This window comes from Rhizobium sp. C4, from assembly GCF_021026315.1.
Classification (GTDB): Bacteria; Pseudomonadota; Alphaproteobacteria; order Rhizobiales; family Rhizobiaceae; genus Ensifer_A.
On the sequence record NZ_JAJNCX010000001.1, the window covers coordinates 493,886 to 514,533 of the forward strand.

The window sequence follows — 20,648 nt, forward strand, 5'->3', positions numbered from 1 at the left end:
CGTTCGAGATCACTCGACCGTCTTGTTCTTGCTGATCTGCGCTGCCTGATGGTGAAGGTCGCGCAGCTGATGCTGCCGCCCGTAATAGAGGTCACTCTCCAGATAGCGCGAAATGGCGAAGCGCACCAGCACGCCGATGGCGGCCGAAACCGGCACCGCAACCAGCAACCCGACAAAGCCGAACAGCAGGCCGAAGGCGAACAGGGCGAACATCAGCCAGACCGGATGCAGGCCCACACGATGGCCGACCAGACGCGGCTGCAGGATATTGCCTTCAAGGAACTGCCCCGACAGGAAGACGAGCGCCACGAGGCCGATCCAGAGATAATCCGGCCAGAACTGAACGAGCGCGAGACCCACGGCGAGCACGAGGCCGACGGTCGATCCGATATAGGGGATGAAGCTGATCGCGCCGGCAAACAGGCCGATCAGAAGCCCGAAATTGAGGCCCGTCAGCGCAAGCCCGGTCCCGTAATAGATCCCGAGCACGATGCAGAGCGTTCCCTGCCCGCGGACGAAACCGGCAATCGTCTTGTCGATTTCAGTCGAGAGCGCGCGCACCGTCTGGACGTGATCACGCGGAACCAGATTGTCGAGCCAGGCAACCATGCGGTCCCAGTCGAGCAGCAGGTAGAAAGCGACAACAGGAGTGACGACGAGAAGCGACACGACATCGACAATCGCCTTGCCGGAATTCCAGATCTGCTCGAACAGCGTGGCGAGGAACTTTGTCCCCTCACCCAGGATGCTCGAAAAATTGTCCTTCAGCGCGCCGATCTGATCGCGCGCCCAGGCGGGCAGCATGTCCGGGCTCGCCTTGGTGATGAGCTGCTGCAACGCGGTGATATAGCCCGGCAGGTCCTTCAGGAACTGGTTGAACTGGCTGGCCAGCAGCGGCACCACAAGAACCAATGCCAGCGCGAAGAAGACGACGAAGAGCACGAGGATGACGATGGTCGCCATCAGGCGCGACAGGCCGCGCCGCTCGAACCAGTCGGCCACCGGATCAAGGAAATAGGCCAGCGCCATGCCGGCCACGAAGGGCAGCAGGATCGAGCTGAAGACCATGAGGAAAATGATCAGGAAAACGAGCCCAACAAGCCAGAAGGCGAGCTGACGTTTCAGATTGTGCGAGCTGAGTTTGCTGGTCATGGCATCCGTCCACGGCGCTTATTTTGATCCGGCCACGTGCCGCATCCAGACGACGAGATAGGACGCACCGGAAGCGCAGGTCAAGAGCGCCGTGAGATAGAGAAGGATTGTGACGAGCGGACCGAGCCCGAGACCGAAGGCCTGGTCGCTCAGAACCGTCACAACCAGCGCGATCTGGAACGCCGTGTTGATCTTCGAAACCATCAGCGGAGCGACCTTGATGGGGTTGCCGATCAGGGTGGTTACGAGGAAAGCACCGACGATCAGCGCATCACGCGTGACGGCAAGGAAGACGATCCAGTCCGGAATGAGGCCGAGCCAGGCCAGCATCACGAAGACAGAGACCATCAGGAGCTTGTCTGCCACCGGGTCCATCCAGGCGCCGAGCTCGGTGCGCAGATTAAACCTGCGAGCAATCGCCCCATCGACCGCATCGGAGAGGCCCGCAATGAGGAAGATGTAGAAGGCCAGCCGCATGTCGCCATGCAGCAGGCAATAGAGCACGGCGGGAACACAGAGCAGCCGACCGACGGTGATGATGTTGGCGATGTTCATGCACGCGCTCCGGCGAAACGGCTGTTTCCAGCCTTCTACTTCGTATGCCAAAGAGGTAATTCCAAGGGCAAAGCCGGCGTTATCTGGTGAAAATCGGCGCGATGCAGGCGTTGCGTCTTGCATATGAGGGGATGTCATGCGAATGGCGGGCGCATACCGGAAATCGCAGCGGAGATCGCTCATGAGCGCGGATGGACGCAACGGACTGACCTATAGCGATGCGGGCGTCGATATCGATGCCGGCAACCTCATGGTCGAGAAGATCAAGCCTGCCGTCCGCTCGACGCGCCGGCCGGGTGCGGATGGCGAGATCGGCGGCTTCGGCGGCCTGTTCGACCTGAAGGCTGCCGGTTTCAAGGACCCGGTCCTCGTTGCTGCCAATGACGGCGTCGGCACCAAGCTGAAGATTGCCATCGACGCGGATTTCCACGACACGGTCGGCATCGACCTCGTCGCCATGTGCGTCAACGACCTCGTCGTGCAGGGCGCCGAACCGCTCTTCTTCCTCGACTATTTTGCCACCGGCAAGCTCGACCCGGATCAGGGTGCGGCGATCGTCAAGGGCATTGCCGAAGGCTGCCTCATCTCCGGCTGCGCGCTGATCGGCGGCGAGACGGCGGAAATGCCGGGCATGTATTCCAAGGGCGATTACGACCTTGCCGGCTTTGCGGTCGGTGCTGCCGAACGCGGCCAGCTTCTGCCGTCCGAAGAAGTCTCCGAAGGTGACGTGATCCTCGGCCTCTCCTCCTCGGGCGTTCACTCCAACGGTTTCTCGCTGGTGCGCAAGATCGTCGAGTTGTCCGGCCTCTCCTATGATGCCCCGGCGCCGTTTGCGCCGGAAAAGAAGCTCGGCGAAGCGCTGCTGACGCCGACCCGCATCTATGTGAAGCCGCTTCTGAAGGCGATCCGCGAGACGGGTGCGATCAAGGCGCTGGCCCATATCACCGGCGGCGGCTTCCCGGAAAACATTCCGCGCGTGCTGCCGAAGCATCTGGCCGCCGAGATCGATCTGGCCGCCGTCAAGGCACCGGCTGTGTTCTCCTGGCTGGCCAAGACCGGCGGCGTGGCACCGAACGAAATGCTGCGCACCTTCAATTGCGGCGTCGGCATGATTGCCGTCGTTTCGCCCGACAAGGCCGATCAGGTTGCTGCCGTGCTGGAAGCGGAAGGCGAAACCGTCTTCAAGCTTGGCCGCATGGTCGCCCGCGCAGAAGGCGCGCATGGCACGGTCTACAAGGGCGCGCTGACGCTATGACAGGCGCGATGGCGGGTCAGCGCAAGCGCGTTGTCGTCTTCATCTCCGGCAGCGGGTCCAACATGCTCGCGCTGGCCGAGGCCGCCCACGCGCAGGACTTTCCGGCCGAAATCGTCGCTGTGATTTCCGACAAGACGGATGCGGGCGGGCTTGCCAAGGCTCAAGGCTTAGGCATTGCGACCTACGCCTTCCTGCGCCGCGACTATGAGAGCAAGGCCGCGCATGAGGCGGCGATCCTTTCCAAGCTTGCCGAGATCGCGCCCGACATCATCTGCCTCGCCGGCTACATGCGGCTGCTTTCGGCCGAATTCATCCGGCCCTATGAGGGCCGCATCCTCAATATCCACCCGTCCCTGCTGCCGCTCTTTGCCGGTCTCCACACGCATCAGCGCGCCATTGACGCGGGGATGAAGGTGGCGGGCTGCACGGTGCATCTGGTCACAGAAGGCATGGATGAAGGCCCGATCCTGGCCCAGGCGGTCGTGCCGGTTCTGGCAGGCGATACGTCGGACGCGCTGGCGGCACGCGTGCTGAAGCAGGAGCATCGCATCTACCGCGCCGTGCTTGCGGCCTTCGCCAACGGCACCTTGCCCGGTGGCTCGGACGAAGCGCAGTGCGTCCTGTCGCTCGGCTGATGTTCAATTCGGAAGCGCGCGGCGGCGCTGATCAGCCCGCCTGAAGCAATGCGCGGTTCATGACCGCCCATTGCAGAAGAATGATCGTCTTGGCGTCGGGAAGCCGGCCCTCGCCGATCATCGAAAACGCGGTATCGAGGGGGAGTTCGACCACTTCGATATCTTCATGCTCGTCGGCCAGACCGCCGCCGGCTGCTTCCCGGTTGCTTGTATCAATCAGCCCGACGAAGAGGTGGACCTCTTCGGCGAGAGCACCTGGCGATCCGAACATCGGAAACAGGGAAAAGACCTTGCCAACGCGATAGCCCGTCTCCTCCAGCGCCTCCCTGCGAGCCGCCTCTTCCGGATCGTCCCCATCCAGCAAGCCGGCAGCGGCCTCCAGCACGAAAGGATCGCGGTCGAGATAGAAGGTCGCGGTGCGAAACTGGCGGACAAGAACCACGACATCCCGTGCCGGATCGTAAAGCAGGATCGACCCCGCCGAGCCGTGATCCACGACTTCGCGTATCAGCCGGGCGGTCTCGCCGTCCGAACGCGTATAGTCGATAATCAGGCGGTAGAGGTTGTTCCAGCCCTTGTAGGCATGGAGGTTCTCGACAATCCGCGCGCCGGCCTTCCTGAAAAACGTCATGCCTTGACCAGCCAAACCTTGTTGTCATGAAGACCAGCCCCGCCAAAGGGCGCGACGCAGTCGGCGCCAGTCAGCACGTTGATGCCCTCGCCGTCGAGATGCGCCTTGTTGGGCCACAGGCCTTCGGCGATCAGCACGCCCTTGCGGGCTTCGGATGTGACACGGGCGTGCAGGCGAAGATCGCCACGCGCATTGCCAAGGCGCACGATGTCGCCGTTTTCAATGCCCTGCCCTGCGGCGTCATCCGGATTGATCATCACTTCCGGCCGGCCTTCCTTCTCGCGTGACGTCTTGGTCTCGGCGAAGGAGGAGTTGAGGAAGTTGCGGGCCGGCGATGTGGCGAGACGGAAAGGATGGGCTGCATCCGTCTCCTCGATCACCGCGCAATAGTCCGGGAATTCCGGCAGCCGCGAGGCCGGGCCGAGAATGCCGACATTGTCCGGCGGACGGGTGCTGGCTTGTTGCCCCATCCAGTCGGGGCGGAAATGGAACTTGCCATCGGCATGGCCAAAGCCGTTGAGGAAATGGGCTTCCTCGAAGGGCAATTTGCGGTCGATCCACTTCTCGCCATCCAGCTGCTCCAGCTCGCCGGGGCGGAGAACGGTTGCGATCAGGTCGCGCTCGCTCATGCCGAAGCCTGCCGTGTCGGCGACGCCGAGGCGACTGGCGAGTTCTTCGATGACGAAGAGATTGGTGCGCACCGTTTCCGGCGGCTCAACCAGTTTCGGCCCGAGGAGAATATGGCTCTGGCCGCCGCCGCGATAGATGTCGTCATGTTCAACGAACATGGTGGCCGGCAGCACGATATCGGCCATTTCGGCCGTCTCGGTCAGGAACTGCTCGTGGACCGCGACGAAGAGATCTTCGCGGGCAAAGCCCTCGCGGACAACGCGCTGTTCGGGGGCGATATTCACCGGATTGGTGTTCTGGATCAGCATGGCCGTCACCGGCGGGCCGTTGCGCAGCGCTTCCGCATCTCCTGTCAGCACGCGGCCGATCTGCGACTGGTCGAGCGCGCGCACCGAGGGATCGGCATAGCTCGCGCCCTTGATCAGCCCGGTCGTCATGCCGAAAATATCGGCATTCGTGTGGAAAGCGCCGCCGCCCTCGTGCTGCCAGCTGCCCAGCACCGTCGGTAGTGACAGGGCCGCATGCATGGAGACCGTGCCGTTGCGGCTGCGGGTGAAGCCATAGCCGAGGCGGAAGAAGCTGCGCTTTGTCGTGCCGACGAGGCGGGCGAAGTCCTCGATCTCCTCGACCGTCAGGCCGGTGATCTCGGCGGCCCATTGCGGCGTGCGGGTGGCCAGATGGGCCTCAAGACCCGCCGGATCGTCGGTGTATTTGGCGAGATAGGCGCGGTCGGCATAGCCGTCGCGGAAGGCGACATGCATGGCGGCGCAGGCAAGTGCTGCGTCCGTGCCGGGCTTGAGGATCAGCTTGACGTCTGCCTGCTTCATCGTCGGCGTGTCATAGACGTCGATGGCGACGATCTTTGCGCCGCGTTCCTTGCGCGCCTTGATCGCATGGGTCATCACATTGACCTGGGTGGACACGGCATTCGTGCCCCAGATGATGACGCAATCGGATTTCACCATCTCGCGCGGATCGACGCCTGAAAGCCGGCCAAGCGCCATGGTGACGCCTGTCCAGGCCGGGTTGACGCAGATCGTGCCGAAAAAGCCGGAATAGCGCTTGGCATGGCGCAGGCGCTCGATGGAATCGCGCTGCACCAGCCCCATCGTGCCGGCGTAGAAATAGGGCCAGACGGCCTCTGCCCCGTGAGCTGCTTCTGCCTTGACGAAGGCTTCGGCAATCTCGTCCAGCGCGTCGTCCCAGCTGATATCCGTCCAGCTCCCCGCCCCTTTCGCGCCCTTGCGCTTCATCGGCTTCAGCAGCCGGTCGGGATGGTAGAGCCGTTCGGCATAGCGGGCCACCTTGGCGCAGATGACGCCATCGGTGTAATTGTTCGCCTTCGCGCCATGAACGCGGCCAATGCGGCCATCCGCGCCGATGTCGATTTCCAGCGCACAGGTCGAGGGACAGTCATGCGGGCAGGCCGAGAAGCCTTTGCGCGGGCGGGTGAGATCGGGGGTCGCAATGTTCATGGCTGACAGGTATATGCGAAGCGAAAATGCGCCGGAAGACGAAAAAGCCGGCCATGACATGATTTCATGAGACCGATCGGGGCACGGAATGAATTACCGGCACATCTACCACGCGGGCAATTTCGCCGATATCCTCAAGCATGCCGTGCTCGCCCGGCTGATCGTCTATCTCCAGCAGAAGGACAAGGCCTTCCGCGTCGTCGATACGCATGCCGGCATCGGGCTTTACGACCTCTCCTCACTCGAGGCGCAGAAGACCGGGGAATGGCTGGACGGCATCGGGCGGCTGATCGCCGCCGAACTGCCGGCGGATGTCGCTCCGCTCCTCGCGCCCTATCTCGATGCGGTTCGCGCATTGAATCCGGAAGGCGGCGTAAAGCTCTATCCCGGCTCGCCAAAACTGACCCGCATCCTGATGCGCGAGCAGGACCGGCTTTCCGCGATGGAGCTGCATCCGGAAGATTGCGAGACACTGCGCAACCTCTTTGAAGGCGACTACCATGTGCGCGTCACCGAACTTGACGGCTGGCTTTCGCTCGGCGCGCATATGCCGCCGAAGGAGAAGCGCGGCATCGTGCTCGTCGATCCGCCCTTCGAGATCGAGGGCGAGTATGAGCGGCTGGTGGACGGGCTCGTGAAGGCCTATCGCCGCTTTCCGGGCGGCACCTATTGCCTCTGGTATCCGATCAAGAGAGGCGCGCCGATTGCCGACTTCCATGCCGCGCTGAAGGAAACCGAGATCCCGAAAATGCTATGCGCGGAGCTTGCGGTGCGCAGCGACCGCGAGACCACGGGCCTCAGCGGCTCCGGCCTCATCATCGTCAATCCGCCCTTCACGCTGCATGAGGAATTGAAGCGGATATTGCCGGTTTTGAAGACGCTTCTGGCGCAGGATCGTTTCGCCTCCACGCGCAACATGTGGCTGCGCGGCGAGGACTAGGCGCGATGGCCGGGAGGCGATCTGAGGCCGCCCTGCCGTCGCGGGATCGTCACTTGCAATGTGCCGCCAAACTCCCCATTCTTCGTTCGCAAGATATTTCATATCCTTGGGGGAAGCCTATGACGAAACTTTCCACGGCCACAGCGATCTGTGCGCTGGCCGGAACCCTGTTCACCGGCGGCGCGGCCTATGCCGGCACATCGGATTGTGCCGACAGCAGCGTTCTTTCTTTCATCGACAGCCGCTTCGACTACAAGGCCAGCCGCTATCTGCAGGCCAATCTCGACATTGTCGGCTTCGACAAGGTCTCGAACACCCGCGTCGACTATCGCGACGAGACGCATCCGATCCAGCGCGTCTATTGCCATGCCAAGGTGGACATGAATGACGGTCACCGCCGCGATCTCTGGTACATGATCGAGAGCGGCATGGGATATGCGGGTCTTGGCGAGCGGGTGCGCTTCTGCATCGCCGGCCTCGACCCCTGGTATGTCGACGGCCGCCAGTGCCGGTCTGTCAGGTGAGCGCCATGCGGACGACGATCTCCACCGGCCTCGCCGCTGTTCTTGCCTTCGCCACGCTCGGTGCCAGCCCGGCGCTCAGCGCCAGCGACCAACCGAAGCAGGGCTTCGACTTCTACGTCCTGTCGCTGTCGTGGTCACCCTCTTGGTGCGCCACGCATCCGCAGGGGCAGAAGACGATGCAATGCGATCCGTCCAAGGATTTCGGCTTCATCGTGCACGGGCTGTGGCCGCAGAACGAGAGCGGCTATCCGGAATTCTGCCCGACGCGCGAATCGGATCGCATCCCCGACAATCTCGGCCGGCGTTATCTCGACATCATCCCGTCCATGGGTCTCATCGGCCATGAATGGCGCAAGCACGGCACCTGCTCGGGCCTCAAACAGGCCGACTATCTGCAGACCGTCCGCAGCGCCTATGACAAGGTCAAGATCCCGCCGGCGCTCGCAAGGCTCGACCAGGGCAAGAGCGCCAATCCCGGCGATATCGAGAAGGCGTTTCTGGCTGCCAATCCCGGCATGAGCCCGAAAGGCATCGCCGTCTCCTGCTCCTCGAAGATGCTGGAAGAAATTCGCATCTGCATGACCAAGGACCTGCAGTTCCGCGACTGCATGGAAGTCGATGCCGACGCCTGCCCCCTGAAATCCATCAATATTCCCCCGGTGCGCTGATGAAAATTCTCTACTCCCCCGCCTCGCCCTATTCCGCCAAGGTCCGCATGGCCGCACGCCAGGCCGGCCTGCCGGTCGAAAGCGAGATCGTCAAGACCGACGACGAGCCGGCGCTGCTGATCGGCAACAATCCGCTCGGCAAGATCCCGGTTCTGCTGCGCGACGACGGTTCCGCGGTCTTCGACAGCCGCGCCATCATGCAGTTTCTCGATCGCGCCAGCGGCGGAAAGCTCTACCCCACCGACGCAGAAGCGCGGACGCAGGCTGAAGTGCTGGAGGCCCTCGCCGACGGGATCACCGATTGCCTGCTCGCCCATGTCTATGAGCGCCGCTTCCGGCCGGAGGAGAAAATCCATCAGCCGTGGCTCGACAAGCAGTGGTCAAAGGTGACGCGGGGCCTTGCCCATCTGGAGGCCAATCCGGTTTCGTTCGAAAACGGCCTGACCGGCGGGCATGTCGCGGTCGCCGCGCTTGCCGGATATCTCGGGCTGCGCTTTGCCGGCCAGTGGGAACAGATATGGCCCGGACATCGCGCGTTCCTGAGCAGTTACGAGACGCTTTTCCCGGCCTATCCGGAATTCAAATCGCAATGAAGGCCTGATCCAGTCGTCCGTCAGGACTGACTGCATCAGCGTCACATCACAAATGCAAAAAGGCCCGGCGCGAGCCGGGCCTTTCCGTTGATGCGCTTGGGTAAGCGGATCAGAACTTGTAGCCGATACCGACCTTGACAGCGTTCTGGTCGTAGCCACGCGAAACGTTGGTGCCGCCGAGAACGTAGGTGCGGTTGCCGAACGACGTGAAGTCGTATTCGACGCGAGCCGTTACGTTTTCCGTCAGCTTCGTTTCAGCGCCGACGCCAGCGGTCCAGCCGATAACGCCACGCGAGTCATTGTTGCCAGCGCCGTCGGAAACCTTGACGCTACCAGCAGCTACACCGGCTGCGCCGTAGAGCATGAAGGGGTTCATGTCGACGCCGACGCGTGCACGCAGAGCGCCCTGTACGCCGGTTTCGGTCTTGATGCCGGCAGTGGTGCGCTGTGCGCCGTTGTAATCCACGTTGCCTTCAACGCCGTATACCAGCTGGCCGTCCTGGAAGTTATAGCCAGCGTAGCCGCCGAGACCGAAAGCATTGGCGTAGCCAGAGTTCTTGATCTGACCCCAGTTCCAGGAACCGGTTGCGCCGACGTAGCCGCCGGCCCAGTTGCCAACGACCGGTGCGGAGACCGGTGCAGACGGAGCCTGCGGAACAGAGTCGATGGCGTCAGCTGCATAAGCGGCCGATACCGAAGCGATAGAAGCAGCCGAAGCCACAAGAGCGATGATCATTTTACGCATAACATTCTCCTTTTCACTACGGCCTGCCCGAGATCATTCATGTGGGCAGTCCGAAAATCCGGTTTGATCCCTCTCCGGTTGAGTCTCAATTTGATATCAGAATGAGGAATTCCAAGAGCCAGATTGTGAAATTGTTGTGTCAAAAAGAAGTCCGAAAGGTGATGTTGTCGATTTACAACAGGCAATTCGTTAACCATAACCGAAAAACCAGCCATATATTGGTACAATAATGCCTGTCTATTATAACTATGTTTACCCTTATGTCGAAATCGGAGCCAAATTCTTTAATAACTCCTTAATATGCATTCCCGATTTTACACGGTCTCTTTTGGCCTGTAACTTGAGCAACCCCGCAAACGGAGCAGTCAAGCGTGTCTGACCATGTATTGCCAAAGAAGTCGGCGCTCGTGACGGGCGGCGCCCGGCGCATCGGCCGAGCGATCTGCGAAGGGCTGGCGAATTTGGGCTTTTCCATCGCCGTCCACGCCAACTCTTCCATCGACGAGGCGGAGAATTTCGCGCAATCGTTGCGCGACTCGGGCGCCGACGCGGTCGCGCTGAAGGCCGATCTGCGCGACGAAGCCGAGACGCTTGCCCTCATCCGGCAGGCGCACAAGGCGCTGGGTGGCCTCGGCGTTGTCGTCAACAATGCCTCGCTCTTCCAGCCGGACTGGGTGACCGATTTCGACCGCGCCACCTGGGACGGACATTTCGATGTCCATGTCCGCGCACCGTCGATTCTCGCGGGCGAATATGCGCGTCTGCTCGATGCGGATGAAAAGGGCCTGATCGTCAACATCATCGACCAGCGCGTCTGGGCCCCGACGCCGAACTATTACTCCTATATGCTCTCCAAGGCCGCCATGCTGATGGCAACGAAGACGATGGCGATGTCGCTCGCCCCGCGAATCCGCGTGAATGCCATCGGCCCCGGCCCCACATTGCCGAATGCAAGGCAGTCGCGGCAGGATTTCGAACAGCAGACCGGCGCGCTGCTTCTCGGCAAGGGACCGGACCTTTCGGAGTTTTCCCGCACCATTGCCTATTTCCATGGCGCCACCTCCGTCACCGGTCAGATGATCGCGCTCGACGGCGGTCAACATCTGGCGTGGGAAACGCCGGATGTGGCAGGACTGGCCGAGTGATCCCTATATAATGCCGCAAACAGGTCGGCGGGCCGCTACAATGGCAGGCTCTGAGAGAATGATTCGGTAAGGCGGAATGACGAGCGGCAAGCTGGAAGATGGTGGCGTCCTTTATGGCGAGACGCCCGAAGACGATGAGGACGATTTGCCGGAGGCTGTCGAGGCCGGACCTGCGCCGGCCATCGAGTGGTCGGAAAACCTTGCCGCCGCCACCGGCCTGACTGGCGCCGAACTGATCGGCGAATATGTCAAGCAATTGCCGAACAGCCCGGGCGTCTACCGGATGTTAGACGCGAAGGGCGACGTTCTTTATGTCGGCAAGGCCCGCTCGCTGAAGAAGCGCGTCGGCAATTACGCGCAGGGGCGCGTTCATTCGAACCGCATCGCCCATATGGTCGCCGCCACGACCGCGATGGAATTCGTCACGACGCGGACGGAGACCGAGGCGCTTCTGCTGGAAGCGAATCTCATCAAGCGCTTGCGCCCGCGCTTTAACGTTCTGCTGCGCGACGACAAGTCGTTTCCCTATATCCTTCTGACTGGCGATCACCCGGCACCTGCGATCTACAAGCATCGCGGCGCGCGGGCGCGCAAGGGCGACTATTTCGGGCCCTTCGCCTCGGCAACGGCGGTGGCCAGCACGATCAATTCGCTGCAGCGCGCCTTTCTCTTGCGCACCTGCACCGACAGTTCCTATGAGGGGCGCACGCGCCCCTGCCTGCTCTACCAGATCAAGCGCTGTTCCGGCCCCTGCACGGGCGAGATCAGCACGGCGGGCTATGCCGAACTGGTGTCGGAAGCACGCGATTTCCTCTCGGGCAAGAGCAAGGCGGTGAAGGAACAGATCGCCAAGTCTATGGCGGAAGCCGCGGACGATCTCGATTTCGAGCGCGCCGCCGTGCTGCGCGACCGGCTTTCCGGTCTCTCGCATGTGCAGAGCCATCAGGGCATCAATCCGGCCAGCGTCGAGGATGCCGATGCCTTCGCGATCCATCACGAGGGCGGGCTCACCTGCATTCAGGTCTTCTTCTTCCGCACCGGGCAGAACTGGGGCAACCGCGCCTATTTCCCGCGCGCCGATTCGGCACTCACCAGCGGAGAGGTGCTCAATGCCTTCCTCGCCCAATTCTATGACGACAAGCCCTGCCCCCGGCAGATCCTGCTTTCGGAAGATGTCGAGGAGGCCGACCTTCTTTCCGAAGCGCTCAGCGAAAAGACGGGCCGCAAGGTGGAAATCCTGGCGCCGAAGCGCGGCGAGAAGCGCGACCTGATCGAGCATGTTCTGGGAAATGCGCGCGAGGCGCATGGGCGCAAGCTTGCCGAGACATCCTCGCAGGCGCGGCTGCTCAAGGGTTTTGCCGAGACGTTCCAGCTTTCCTATGTCCCGACCCGCATCGAGATCTACGACAACTCGCATATCATGGGCACGAATGCCGTCGGCGGCATGGTGGTGGCGGGGCCGGAAGGCTTCGTGAAGAATCAATACCGCAAGTTCAACATCAAGTCGGAAGAGATCACGCCGGGCGACGACTTCGGCATGATGCGCGAGGTGATGACGCGGCGCTTCTCGCGGCTGATCAAGGAAGAAGGAATTCCGGACCGCACACAGCCGCAAACCGCTGATGCCGAGGATCGCGGCTTCCCGGCCTGGCCCGATGTCATCCTCATCGATGGTGGCCAGGGGCAGATGACGGCCGTGCGCGCCATTCTCGAAGAGCTTGGGATCACCAATGCCGTGACGGCCATCGGCGTGGCCAAAGGCGTCGACCGCGATGCCGGGCGCGAGCGCTTCTTTGCGACAGGACGCCCGGATTTCTCGCTGCCGCCGCGCGATCCGGTTCTCTATTTCATCCAGCGTCTGCGCGACGAGGCGCATCGCTTCGCCATCGGCTCGCATCGCGCCCGGCGCAAGAAGGAGATGGTCAAGAACCCGCTCGACGAAATCGCCGGCATCGGGCCACAGCGCAAGCGCGCGCTGCTGAAGCATTTCGGCACGGCGAAGGCGGTGTCCCGCGCCGGCATTTCCGATCTGATGACGGTCGAAGGCATTTCGGAATCGGTTGCCCGTCTCGTCTACAATCATTTTCACGAGGGGCCGGGTTGAGCCGGCCACGCTGATATTGGCGCAGCATCTCGCATTTTTGTCGCGCCTGCCATTGAACGCGCGGATTTCACCAATATTTCATGAGATAAGCTGAGCTCGGCGTTGACCTTTGAGTCGCAAGGGCTTCTCTTATGCCCATAAACTGAACAGGCGAATCCGCGAAAATGGCATCCCGCGCCTATAACATTCCCAATCTTCTCACCTATGCCCGGATCATCACGGTCCCGCTGATCGTGCTCTGTTTCTTCATAGAAGGACATCTGCATGCGACGAATTTTGCGCGCTGGATTGCCTTCTGGCTTTTTGCGGCGGCCTCCATCACCGATTTCTTCGATGGCTATCTCGCCCGCATCTGGAAGCAGACGTCGAATATCGGCCGCATGCTGGACCCGATTGCTGACAAGCTGCTTGTCTCGTCGATCCTGCTGCTGATGGCCGCCGACGGGACGATCGCCGGCTGGTCGCTCTGGGCGGCAATCACGATCCTCTGCCGTGAAATTCTCGTTTCGGGGCTTCGCGAATATCTGGCCGCGCTGAAGGTCTCCGTGCCCGTCACCCGCATCGCCAAGTGGAAGACGACGATCCAGATGATTGCGATCGGCTTCCTCATCGTGGGTCCGGCGGGCGAGGCTTATGTGCCCCATACCGTGCTCGTCGGCATCGTGCTGCTCTGGGCGGCTGCGATCATCACCATCTATACCGGCTACGACTATTTCCGCGCCGGCCTGAAACATGTGGTGGATGAAGAATGAGCGTGAAACTCGTCTATTTCGCCTGGGTGCGCGAGAAGATCGGAAAGGGCGAGGAAGACCTCGACCTACCGGCAGAGGTGACGACGGTTGGTGAACTGCTCGCCTATCTCAAGACGCTCGGCGAAGAGTATGACGAGGCCTTGAGGTTTCCGGAAGCGATCCGCGTGGCACTCAATCAGGAACATGCGGACCACTCGGAGAAGATTGCGGGCGTCCGCGAAATCGGCATATTCCCGCCCATGACCGGAGGCTGAGCCTCATGTCTCTGACGCTCCATATCGCCGTCCAGCACGAGGATTTCGATCCTTCGGCCGAGGCTGCGCGCCTGACGGAGGGGCGGCCGGGTGTGGGAGCGCTGGTGCAGTTCACCGGCTTCTGCCGCGACGAAGGTGGCCGGCTATCCGCCCTTGAGCTCGAACATTATCCCGGCATGGCGGAAGCCGAGCTTCAGCGCATTGCCGAAGACGCGGTCGGTCGCTTCTCGCTGATCGGCCTCTCGGTCATCCACCGCTATGGCAAGATCATGCCGGGCGAGCGGATTGTTCTCGTCAGCGCCACGGCCCCGCATCGGCAGGCGGCCTTCGATGGCGCGAACTATGTCATGGACTTCCTGAAGACCGCCGCCCCCTTCTGGAAGAAGGAACACAATGCCGATGGCTCGCATGGCGCCTGGGTTGCCGCCAAGGACGAGGACGATTCGGCACGCGACAAATGGGTGAAGCCATGAGCGAGACCGTGCGGCTGGAGGAAAGCTGGAAAGTGGCGCTCGCCGGCGAATTCGCCAGCCCCTACATGACGCAGCTGAAGCAATTCCTGCAGGCCGAGAGAGAGGCCGGGAAGTGGATTTTCCCGAAAGGCTCTGAATATTTCCGCGCGCTCGATCTCACGCCCCTCGACAAGGTCAAGGTCGTCATTCTGGGACAGGATCCCTATCACGGCGACGGGCAGGCGCATGGGCTCTGCTTCTCCGTGCAGCCGGGCGTGCGGTCGCCGCCATCGCTCGTCAATATCTACAAGGAAATGGAAAGCGATCTCGGCATCGTGCCCGCCCGCCACGGCTTTCTGGAAAGCTGGGCGAAGCAGGGCGTGCTGCTGCTCAACAGTGTCCTGACGGTCGAACGCGGCCAGGCGGCCTCGCATCAGGGTCAGGGCTGGGAAAAGTTCACCGACGCCGTCATCCGGCAGGTCAACGAACTGCCGCATCCGGTCGTTTTCATCCTCTGGGGCTCCTACGCACAGAAGAAGGCGGCCTTCGTGGACGCGAAACGCCATCTGGTCATCAAGTCCCCTCACCCGTCGCCGCTATCCGCCCATAACGGCTTTTTCGGCAGCAAGCCGTTCTCCAAGACCAACGCTTTCCTGCGCGATCAGGGGATGACGGAAATCGACTGGAAGCTGCCCGAAAGCGTGTGACGGATCACGGCGCCAGTTGCTCGCGCCGCGTCATGACCAGAATATAGACCAGCGCCGAGAACATCACGATATCGCGCAGCGCCAGCGGCCCGAAGGCGGTCCAGAGCGTTTCGGCAAAGCCGAGGATCGCGCCACCGGCGGCCGATTTCAGTGGTGAGGCATAACCGCCCAGCGCGCCGAGCATGACGACCTTCAAACCGAACATGAGCCCCGCGCCGAAATCCATCGTGCCGTAATAGGCCGTCATCAGCAGGCCGGCGAATGTCGCGACCAGCGCCGCGCCGACATAGGCCTCGATGAAGACCGAGCGGCTGTCCACGCCGAGCAGTTCGGCCGCGAGCGGATCGTCTCGCACGGCCTTCCAGCGACGCCCCCATGAGGCGCGCGCCAGCCAAAGCGCCAGAAGCGCCAGCACGCCCAGCATGAGCGCGATGTTGAGCATCTGCATCTCAGTCAGAGTGACCGCAAAGCCGTCAACGGAGAGAAGCGTCACGGGCGTCTTGAGAAGCGGCGGCAGCCAGATCGAGCGGGTTTCCGATGCCAGCCGGGCGATTTCCATGAGAACGATCATCACCGCGAAGCCGCCGACAATGACCGCATGGGGCTCGGACCGCCCCAGGGGCTGCAGGACATGCCGGCCGATGACCGTCGCCGCCAGCCCCGTATAGAGAAAGGCCGCCGCCGCGCCGATCGCCAGACAGAGCGGCAGGACCAGCCAGTAGCGTTGCCAGGCGATGAAGAAGAAGAGCGCGAAGATCTGGCCGGAAAAGGCGAACAGCGCTCCGATGGTGATGTCGGCGCGGCGGGTGACAGCAAAGGCGACCGAATAGGCGAAAGCCAGCAGCGCATAGAGCGCGGCCAGCGGAATGCCGTTGACGGATTGCTGCAGGATATAAGCCACGGCCACCTCCCCTTCGATCAACATTATAACTGGTAAAACCACTTTTACCAGTTATAATGCGGCATGGCCTTTTCTTGGACCCATCATCGCTTTTCGGGCGGCGCGCTGGCGCTGGATGTCGCCAACAGCGTCATTCTGCGCTTCGATCCCGCGCGTTCCATCGACCGCTTTGCCGATCCGGCCAATCTGGAGGCTTTTCCCGAGGCTGCCACGCGGCTTTGCCTGGAGCAGCCGGCTCAGGCGCTCTCGCCGTTGCCGGTTGGGCGCGTCGCATCGCTGATCGCGCTGCGCGAGGCTATCGACCGGCATTTCCGTGCCGAGGCGAAGGGTGTGCCGTCCGCCTTGCTGCTTGCGGATCTGCTGGAAGAGATCGCTCGGGCGCTCCGAGCCGGACAATCGGGCGACCTCGATTTCGAGACGGCGATGTCGGCGCTGAGGCTCGTCTCGCCGTCGCGGAGTGCCGCTCTCAAGATTTGCCCGAATTGCGAATGGCTGTTTCTCGACCGCAGCAAAAACAGGAGCCGCGCCTGGTGCGACATGGCGGTCTGCGGCAACCGCGCGAAAGCGCGCCTGCATTATCACAGGAAAAGACAGGAGAAGAATGCATCATGACGAGGCTTCTGATGATCCCGGTGGTGACGATGACGGCCATGCTGGCGCTGGCCGGCTGCCAGAGGGGCGACGCCACCGAGCCGCTGAAACTGAGCGGCAAGCTCTTCATCTTCAACTACCGCATCTCGAAGGCGACCTACAATCTCGCCTTCGACTTCCAGGGCAAGATCCCGGACGGCAGCTATGTCGAGGCGAGTTTCGAGAATCCCGCCGGCGGCGAGCCTTTGAAGATCACGCAGAAGATCTTCCCGTTCTGGGAGAAGCTGGCGCTGGAAAGCCCGCCGCTGCGCTGCGTGGTCAAGGACAAGCCCTACAGGGTGGCGGTCAGCCTGTTCGGACCGGATGCGAACAAGATCCAGACGGTCGAGACGACGGTGATCTCATCGCTCGACCAGACCATCCTGCCCAAGAATTCCATCGTCGTCGGCCCGGCCTATGACATGAACCCGAAGGTCTTCGTCAAGGGCGGCGAGGCGGACTACAGCCCCGACACGGACTGCCCGAAGGCCTGAACGCGAAAACGCCGCGGGCGGGCCGCGGCGTCTTGTGTGTTGTGCGGGATCGCACTCGGTGATCAGAACTCTTCCCAGCTCGCCTCTGCCGGCTTTGCGCTGCCGCCGAAGGCCTTGGCCAAGGCGGCCTGCTGGCGCTGAGGCGCGGGCTTTGCGGCCTGCCTGTGGCTTGCCGGCGAGGCCATCGTGATGGCGGGCTTGGCGACCGCCGGCTTTCTGGGCGTCTGCCCCGCCGAAACTTCGCTGCGCCTGCCGGTCCGGAACGATTGCGTCATGTTGGCAATGCGGGCGACTTCGTCCGCCAGAGCGCGGCTGGCCGCAGAGGTTTCCTCGACCATGGCCGCGTTCTGCTGCGTGCCCTGATCCAGCGAACTGACCGACTGGTTGATTTCCTTGAGACCGGTCGCCTGCTCCCTCGCCGCATCAACGATCGCCACGACATTGGTGTTGATGTCGGAGACCTGGCTCATGATCGTTTCCAGTGCCTTGCCGGTTTCGCCGACAAGCTGCACGCCGGCCTTGACCTGTTCCGACGATTTGGTGATCAGCGCCTTGATCTCTCTGGCGGCAGCGGCAGAGCGTTGCGCGAGTTCACGAACCTCCTGCGCCACAACGGCAAAGCCCTTGCCCGCATCGCCCGCACGCGCGGCTTCAACGCCGGCATTGAGCGCAAGAAGATTGGTCTGGAAGGCAATGTTGTCGATCACCCCGATGATATTGGAGATCTCGTCTGACGAGCGCTCGATCTCGCTCATGGCATCGACCGCCTTCTCGACAACCCGGCCCGACTGGATCGCATTTTCCTGCGTGGATTTCACCAGCTTGCCGGCATCTTCCGCGCGCATGGCGGTCTCGTTGACGGTGGTCGTGATTTCTTCAAGCGCTGCGGCCGTTTCCTCGATGGAGGCGGCCTGCTGCTCGGTGCGGCGGGCCAGATCTTCCGTCGCCCGGGAAATCTCGTCTGCACCTGCATTGATATTGGCGGCGCTGCCATCGATATCCGCCATGGCGGCGCCGAGCTGTTCGGCAGCCTGGTTGAAATCGTCGCGCATCTTGCCAAACACACCCGGCAGATCTTCGTTGATGCGATGTTCCAGATCCCGCGACGCGATCGCCGAGAGCGCTGCTCCAAAGAGCGCGCCGCGATGGTCGGATTGCTGTTCCTGTTCGGCAAGGGCCTCCGTCTGGTCGGCCTCTGTACGCTGCGCGTAAAGCTCCAGAAGAAGTCCGATATCGATGAAGGTTGCGCGGACCACGGCATCGAGCGCTTCGCCGACCTTCTCTGCGTCGGCTCCGGATTTCAGAAAGCCGCGCGGCTTGAAGCTCTGCTGAACGACGGAAGAGACGATCTTGCCCAGGCAAATGCCGAGCCCGACAATGTGATATTTCGGATTGACGCCCGACTTGCCCTTGGCATTGGCCCCCGTCAGGCTGGCCTGAAGGACTTCCTCCAGCCGACCTTCAAGAACGTGGCTCCAGCGCTGAAGGTGAGAATTCCAGAGCGCCTCGCGGACCTTGGGATCGGCAAAGATGGGCGCAAGATCGGGGAACGCGGCGGCCGCATCGTGCGTTGATTTCAGCGCTGGCGGCAGAGCCTGCTTCAACGGCTCGGCGATCGTGCGCAGAGCGGCCTTCTTCTGATCGTCAAGCCCGGCGAGACTCAATGTCTTCGTCAATTCCCGGCTCATGCGATCAGCACCTGCGTTAGCCATGTCTCTCTCCTCTCCCAATCAAACAACTGCATCGACCATACAGTAAGGGAGGATGATTAACGCGAGACGCTTAAGTATTCGCTAACGATATTCCTGAAACGCAAACGGGAGCCCGAAGGCTCCCGCGACGACTGCTGAATGCAGCAAGATAGGATCGGATCAGCCGACGATTTCGGTGCCCGAGAACCAATAAGCGATTTCTTCGGCAGCCGTTTCCGGAGCGTCCGAACCGTGAACCGAGTTTTCGCCGATCGAAAGCGCGTGAACCTTGCGGATCGTGCCTTCGGCAGCGTTTGCCGGGTTGGTTGCGCCCATGACTTCTCGGTTCTTCAGGATGGCGTTTTCGCCTTCCAGAACCTGAACGACGGTCGGGCCAGAGGTCATGCCTTCAACCAGTTCGCCGAAGAACGGACGGTCCTTGTGAACGGCGTAGAAGCCTTCAGCCTGACGCTTGCTCATCCAGACGCGCTTGGAAGCAACGACGCGCAGGCCGGCATCTTCGAGCATCTTGGTGATGGCACCGGTCAGGTTGCGCTTGGTGGCGTCCGGCTTGATCATCGAGAAGGTACGTTCAATTGCCATGTCTTTTATTCCTTGGGTTTTATGGGGAATTTGGGCCGCTCAATACCTTCCTTCCGGCCTCAAAACAAGGGGGGACGCGCGGGGACAATGGCTGGCAGAGCAATTCCGACCGACAAAAGCAGGCGACTGCCTTTGCCTCGGGCGCAAAGGGTCCTATTCTGTCTGAACGTCAGAGTAAATTTCTGCCAGGACCCTTCCATCAATGAACCCTCTATCGACCATTCCCGCGCGTTTGATGCACATGATGCCCGGCATTGCTTCGCACTATGCCATTCATCAGGCCACACCCGGGGAGTTCCGCCGCTTCACCATCGATCAGCCCTCCGTGATCCTCGTGAAGCGCGGCCGCAAGATCGTGACGGCGGGCAGCGTGACGGTCACGGCCTCTCCCGGCGAATGCATCTTCCTGCCGCAGGGGCTCGAATGCACGATCGTCAACGAGGTGGGTGTCGACAACGATTACCACGCGGAAGGGATCGTTCTCTCGCCCGAGCTCGTTGCCTCCTATTCGGACGAAAGAGGATCGGCGCAGGCGGCCATCAGCCCCCGGCGGCTCAAGCCGGAAGCCGGGTTTCTGGAGGCCTTCGCCCGCGGCCGCGACACACTCATGGCAAAGGACCTCCCCGAGGGCATCGCGCGGCATGTCGTCGGCGAGATCGTTCTCTGGCTCCGGCAGTCGGGCATTGATGCGGCAAGCAAACGGGGCGACCAGCTCGTCCAGCGCATCCGCAGCCTGATCGGCAGCGACCCTGCCCGCGAATGGCAGGCCGCGGACATCGCCCAGACCGTGGCGATGAGCCAGCCGTCGCTGCGCCGGAAGCTTGCCGTCTCCGGAACCACGCTCACCGATCTCGTTTCAGACGTGCGCATGCAGATCGCACTCGCCCTGCTACAGGCCAGCGAAATGCCGGTCACCAGCATTGCCTTCGAAGTCGGATACAAGTCGCCCTCAAAGTTCGCGGCCCGGTTTCGGGCGCGCTTCGGGCTTGCGCCAACCGCGATCAGGGTTCCGAGCCCGCAAACAGAGCGGATCGGGCTTGAAACCGATCGCCCCGGAGCGGCGCAGGCGGCGGAGTGACTGTAGTCTCCCGATTGCATCAGCATGAAGGAGA

23 protein-coding genes are annotated in these 20,648 nt (G+C 62.0%); 15 read left to right on the top strand and 8 right to left on the bottom strand.

Translation table 11 applies throughout. From position 1 onward, the window contains the following. Positions 1 to 9: 9 nt before the first annotated feature. Together LQK84_RS02475 and LQK84_RS02480 are read right to left on the bottom strand one after the other, a co-directional pair. Positions 10 to 1,152, bottom strand: coding sequence for an AI-2E family transporter (locus tag LQK84_RS02475; protein ID WP_230826998.1), 1,143 nt, complete (start codon positions 1,150 to 1,152; stop codon positions 10 to 12). A gap of 18 nt (positions 1,153 to 1,170) precedes the next feature. After that, entirely contained in the window at positions 1,171 to 1,707 is a 537-nt protein-coding gene (locus tag LQK84_RS02480) for a CDP-alcohol phosphatidyltransferase family protein (protein WP_230826999.1), read from the bottom strand. Between the two features lie 181 nt (positions 1,708 to 1,888). Between LQK84_RS02480 and purM the strand changes: the two genes are divergently transcribed. Both purM and purN read left to right on the top strand, forming a co-directional pair. Continuing rightward, positions 1,889 to 2,962: a phosphoribosylformylglycinamidine cyclo-ligase gene (purM, locus tag LQK84_RS02485; RefSeq protein ID WP_230827000.1), complete on the top strand. Its 1,074-nt coding sequence runs from the start codon at positions 1,889 to 1,891 to the stop codon at positions 2,960 to 2,962. A gap of 8 nt (positions 2,963 to 2,970) precedes the next feature. Then, positions 2,971 to 3,597 (top strand): phosphoribosylglycinamide formyltransferase, encoded by a 627-nt coding sequence (purN, locus tag LQK84_RS02490; protein WP_230827277.1) that lies wholly within the window; start codon positions 2,971 to 2,973, stop codon positions 3,595 to 3,597. A gap of 31 nt (positions 3,598 to 3,628) precedes the next feature. On the opposite strand, the gene LQK84_RS02495 is transcribed toward purN, so the two are convergent. Then, positions 3,629 to 4,228 (bottom strand): NUDIX domain-containing protein, encoded by a 600-nt coding sequence (locus tag LQK84_RS02495; protein WP_230827001.1) that lies wholly within the window; start codon positions 4,226 to 4,228, stop codon positions 3,629 to 3,631. Continuing rightward, positions 4,225 to 6,333 carry a molybdopterin-containing oxidoreductase family protein gene (locus LQK84_RS02500; protein WP_230827003.1) on the bottom strand — a complete coding sequence of 703 codons (2,109 nt, stop codon included), beginning with the start codon at positions 6,331 to 6,333 and terminating at the stop codon, positions 4,225 to 4,227. Before LQK84_RS02500 ends, LQK84_RS02495 begins: the two co-directional genes overlap by 4 nt. 88 nt (positions 6,334 to 6,421) lie before the next feature. On the opposite strand from LQK84_RS02500, the gene LQK84_RS02505 reads away from it, so the two are divergent. From LQK84_RS02505 to LQK84_RS02520, 4 genes are all read left to right on the top strand, one after another. Further along, entirely contained in the window at positions 6,422 to 7,273 is an 852-nt protein-coding gene (locus tag LQK84_RS02505) for a 23S rRNA (adenine(2030)-N(6))-methyltransferase RlmJ (RefSeq protein WP_230827004.1), read from the top strand. A 119-nt stretch (positions 7,274 to 7,392) separates the two neighbouring features. Further along, entirely contained in the window at positions 7,393 to 7,797 is a 405-nt protein-coding gene (locus LQK84_RS02510) for a hypothetical protein (RefSeq protein ID WP_230827006.1), read from the top strand. A gap of 5 nt (positions 7,798 to 7,802) precedes the next feature. Continuing rightward, positions 7,803 to 8,465 carry a ribonuclease T2 family protein gene (locus LQK84_RS02515; RefSeq protein WP_230827008.1) on the top strand — a complete coding sequence of 221 codons (663 nt, stop codon included), beginning with the start codon at positions 7,803 to 7,805 and terminating at the stop codon, positions 8,463 to 8,465. After that, entirely contained in the window at positions 8,465 to 9,058 is a 594-nt protein-coding gene (locus LQK84_RS02520) for a glutathione S-transferase (protein ID WP_230827009.1), read from the top strand. Before LQK84_RS02515 ends, LQK84_RS02520 begins: the two co-directional genes overlap by 1 nt. A 109-nt stretch (positions 9,059 to 9,167) precedes the next feature. On the opposite strand, the gene LQK84_RS02525 is transcribed toward LQK84_RS02520, so the two are convergent. After that, on the bottom strand, positions 9,168 to 9,803 hold the full coding sequence (locus tag LQK84_RS02525; protein ID WP_230827010.1) for an outer membrane protein: 636 nt from the start codon (positions 9,801 to 9,803) through the stop codon (positions 9,168 to 9,170). A 371-nt stretch (positions 9,804 to 10,174) separates the two neighbouring features. Between LQK84_RS02525 and LQK84_RS02530 the strand changes: the two genes are divergently transcribed. The 6 genes from LQK84_RS02530 (at position 10,175) to ung (ending at position 15,217) form a co-directional block, all read left to right on the top strand. After that, positions 10,175 to 10,948, top strand: a complete 774-nt coding sequence (locus LQK84_RS02530; RefSeq protein WP_230827011.1) for an SDR family oxidoreductase — start codon at positions 10,175 to 10,177, stop codon at positions 10,946 to 10,948. A gap of 76 nt (positions 10,949 to 11,024) precedes the next feature. Then, entirely contained in the window at positions 11,025 to 13,052 is a 2,028-nt protein-coding gene (gene uvrC / locus LQK84_RS02535) for an excinuclease ABC subunit UvrC (protein ID WP_230827012.1), read from the top strand. Between the two features lie 164 nt (positions 13,053 to 13,216). After that, complete coding sequence (gene pgsA, locus LQK84_RS02540) at positions 13,217 to 13,804, top strand: CDP-diacylglycerol--glycerol-3-phosphate 3-phosphatidyltransferase (protein WP_230827014.1); 588 nt, start codon at positions 13,217 to 13,219, stop codon at positions 13,802 to 13,804. Beyond that, entirely contained in the window at positions 13,801 to 14,058 is a 258-nt protein-coding gene (gene moaD, locus LQK84_RS02545) for a molybdopterin converting factor subunit 1 (protein WP_230827015.1), read from the top strand. The genes pgsA and moaD overlap by 4 nt, the downstream gene beginning before the upstream one ends. Positions 14,059 to 14,063: 5 nt before the next feature. Then, positions 14,064 to 14,531 carry a molybdenum cofactor biosynthesis protein MoaE gene (locus LQK84_RS02550; RefSeq protein WP_230827016.1) on the top strand — a complete coding sequence of 156 codons (468 nt, stop codon included), beginning with the start codon at positions 14,064 to 14,066 and terminating at the stop codon, positions 14,529 to 14,531. Beyond that, positions 14,528 to 15,217: a uracil-DNA glycosylase gene (ung, locus tag LQK84_RS02555; protein ID WP_230827017.1), complete on the top strand. Its 690-nt coding sequence runs from the start codon at positions 14,528 to 14,530 to the stop codon at positions 15,215 to 15,217. The genes LQK84_RS02550 and ung overlap by 4 nt, the downstream gene beginning before the upstream one ends. A gap of 4 nt (positions 15,218 to 15,221) precedes the next feature. Here ung and LQK84_RS02560 read toward each other — a convergent pair whose 3' ends face one another. Beyond that, a complete protein-coding gene (locus tag LQK84_RS02560; protein WP_230827019.1) occupies positions 15,222 to 16,118 on the bottom strand; it encodes a branched-chain amino acid ABC transporter permease in 897 nt (298 codons plus the stop codon). 63 nt (positions 16,119 to 16,181) lie between these two features. On the opposite strand from LQK84_RS02560, the gene LQK84_RS02565 reads away from it, so the two are divergent. Together LQK84_RS02565 and LQK84_RS02570 are read left to right on the top strand one after the other, a co-directional pair. Beyond that, entirely contained in the window at positions 16,182 to 16,730 is a 549-nt protein-coding gene (locus LQK84_RS02565) for a CGNR zinc finger domain-containing protein (RefSeq protein ID WP_230827020.1), read from the top strand. Beyond that, complete coding sequence (locus LQK84_RS02570; protein WP_230827021.1) at positions 16,727 to 17,242, top strand: hypothetical protein; 516 nt, start codon at positions 16,727 to 16,729, stop codon at positions 17,240 to 17,242. The genes LQK84_RS02565 and LQK84_RS02570 overlap by 4 nt, the downstream gene beginning before the upstream one ends. A 62-nt stretch (positions 17,243 to 17,304) precedes the next feature. Here the strand turns inward: LQK84_RS02570 and LQK84_RS25195 are convergent, their stop codons facing one another. Together LQK84_RS25195 and ndk are read right to left on the bottom strand one after the other, a co-directional pair. Then, on the bottom strand, positions 17,305 to 18,954 hold the full coding sequence (locus LQK84_RS25195; RefSeq protein WP_330166391.1) for a methyl-accepting chemotaxis protein: 1,650 nt from the start codon (positions 18,952 to 18,954) through the stop codon (positions 17,305 to 17,307). A gap of 159 nt (positions 18,955 to 19,113) precedes the next feature. After that, positions 19,114 to 19,536, bottom strand: coding sequence for a nucleoside-diphosphate kinase (ndk, locus tag LQK84_RS02585; RefSeq protein ID WP_109858063.1), 423 nt, complete (start codon positions 19,534 to 19,536; stop codon positions 19,114 to 19,116). A 202-nt stretch (positions 19,537 to 19,738) separates the two neighbouring features. Between ndk and LQK84_RS02590 the strand changes: the two genes are divergently transcribed. Continuing rightward, complete coding sequence (locus LQK84_RS02590; protein WP_230827022.1) at positions 19,739 to 20,614, top strand: AraC family transcriptional regulator; 876 nt, start codon at positions 19,739 to 19,741, stop codon at positions 20,612 to 20,614. Positions 20,615 to 20,648 lie beyond the last annotated feature (34 nt).

Coding starts and splice junctions, on each gene's coding strand:
- LQK84_RS02480 (WP_230826999.1), bottom strand. CDS start 1,707: ATGAACATCGCCAACATCATCACCGTCGGTCGGCTGCTCTGTGTTCCC.
- LQK84_RS02495 (WP_230827001.1), bottom strand. CDS start 4,228: ATGACGTTTTTCAGGAAGGCCGGCGCGCGGATTGTCGAGAACCTCCAT.
- pgsA (WP_230827014.1), top strand. CDS start 13,217: ATGGCATCCCGCGCCTATAACATTCCCAATCTTCTCACCTATGCCCGG.
- LQK84_RS02525 (WP_230827010.1), bottom strand. CDS start 9,803: ATGCGTAAAATGATCATCGCTCTTGTGGCTTCGGCTGCTTCTATCGCT.
- LQK84_RS02570 (WP_230827021.1), top strand. CDS start 16,727: ATGACGAGGCTTCTGATGATCCCGGTGGTGACGATGACGGCCATGCTG.
- LQK84_RS02515 (WP_230827008.1), top strand. CDS start 7,803: ATGCGGACGACGATCTCCACCGGCCTCGCCGCTGTTCTTGCCTTCGCC.
- ndk (WP_109858063.1), bottom strand. CDS start 19,536: ATGGCAATTGAACGTACCTTCTCGATGATCAAGCCGGACGCCACCAAG.
- uvrC (WP_230827012.1), top strand. CDS start 11,025: ATGACGAGCGGCAAGCTGGAAGATGGTGGCGTCCTTTATGGCGAGACG.
- purN (WP_230827277.1), top strand. CDS start 2,971: ATGGCGGGTCAGCGCAAGCGCGTTGTCGTCTTCATCTCCGGCAGCGGG.
- LQK84_RS02550 (WP_230827016.1), top strand. CDS start 14,064: ATGTCTCTGACGCTCCATATCGCCGTCCAGCACGAGGATTTCGATCCT.
- purM (WP_230827000.1), top strand. CDS start 1,889: ATGAGCGCGGATGGACGCAACGGACTGACCTATAGCGATGCGGGCGTC.
- LQK84_RS02475 (WP_230826998.1), bottom strand. CDS start 1,152: ATGACCAGCAAACTCAGCTCGCACAATCTGAAACGTCAGCTCGCCTTC.
- ung (WP_230827017.1), top strand. CDS start 14,528: ATGAGCGAGACCGTGCGGCTGGAGGAAAGCTGGAAAGTGGCGCTCGCC.
- LQK84_RS02565 (WP_230827020.1), top strand. CDS start 16,182: ATGGCCTTTTCTTGGACCCATCATCGCTTTTCGGGCGGCGCGCTGGCG.
- LQK84_RS02505 (WP_230827004.1), top strand. CDS start 6,422: ATGAATTACCGGCACATCTACCACGCGGGCAATTTCGCCGATATCCTC.
- LQK84_RS02510 (WP_230827006.1), top strand. CDS start 7,393: ATGACGAAACTTTCCACGGCCACAGCGATCTGTGCGCTGGCCGGAACC.
- LQK84_RS02500 (WP_230827003.1), bottom strand. CDS start 6,333: ATGAACATTGCGACCCCCGATCTCACCCGCCCGCGCAAAGGCTTCTCG.
- LQK84_RS02590 (WP_230827022.1), top strand. CDS start 19,739: ATGAACCCTCTATCGACCATTCCCGCGCGTTTGATGCACATGATGCCC.
- LQK84_RS25195 (WP_330166391.1), bottom strand. CDS start 18,954: ATGGCTAACGCAGGTGCTGATCGCATGAGCCGGGAATTGACGAAGACA.
- LQK84_RS02520 (WP_230827009.1), top strand. CDS start 8,465: ATGAAAATTCTCTACTCCCCCGCCTCGCCCTATTCCGCCAAGGTCCGC.
- moaD (WP_230827015.1), top strand. CDS start 13,801: ATGAGCGTGAAACTCGTCTATTTCGCCTGGGTGCGCGAGAAGATCGGA.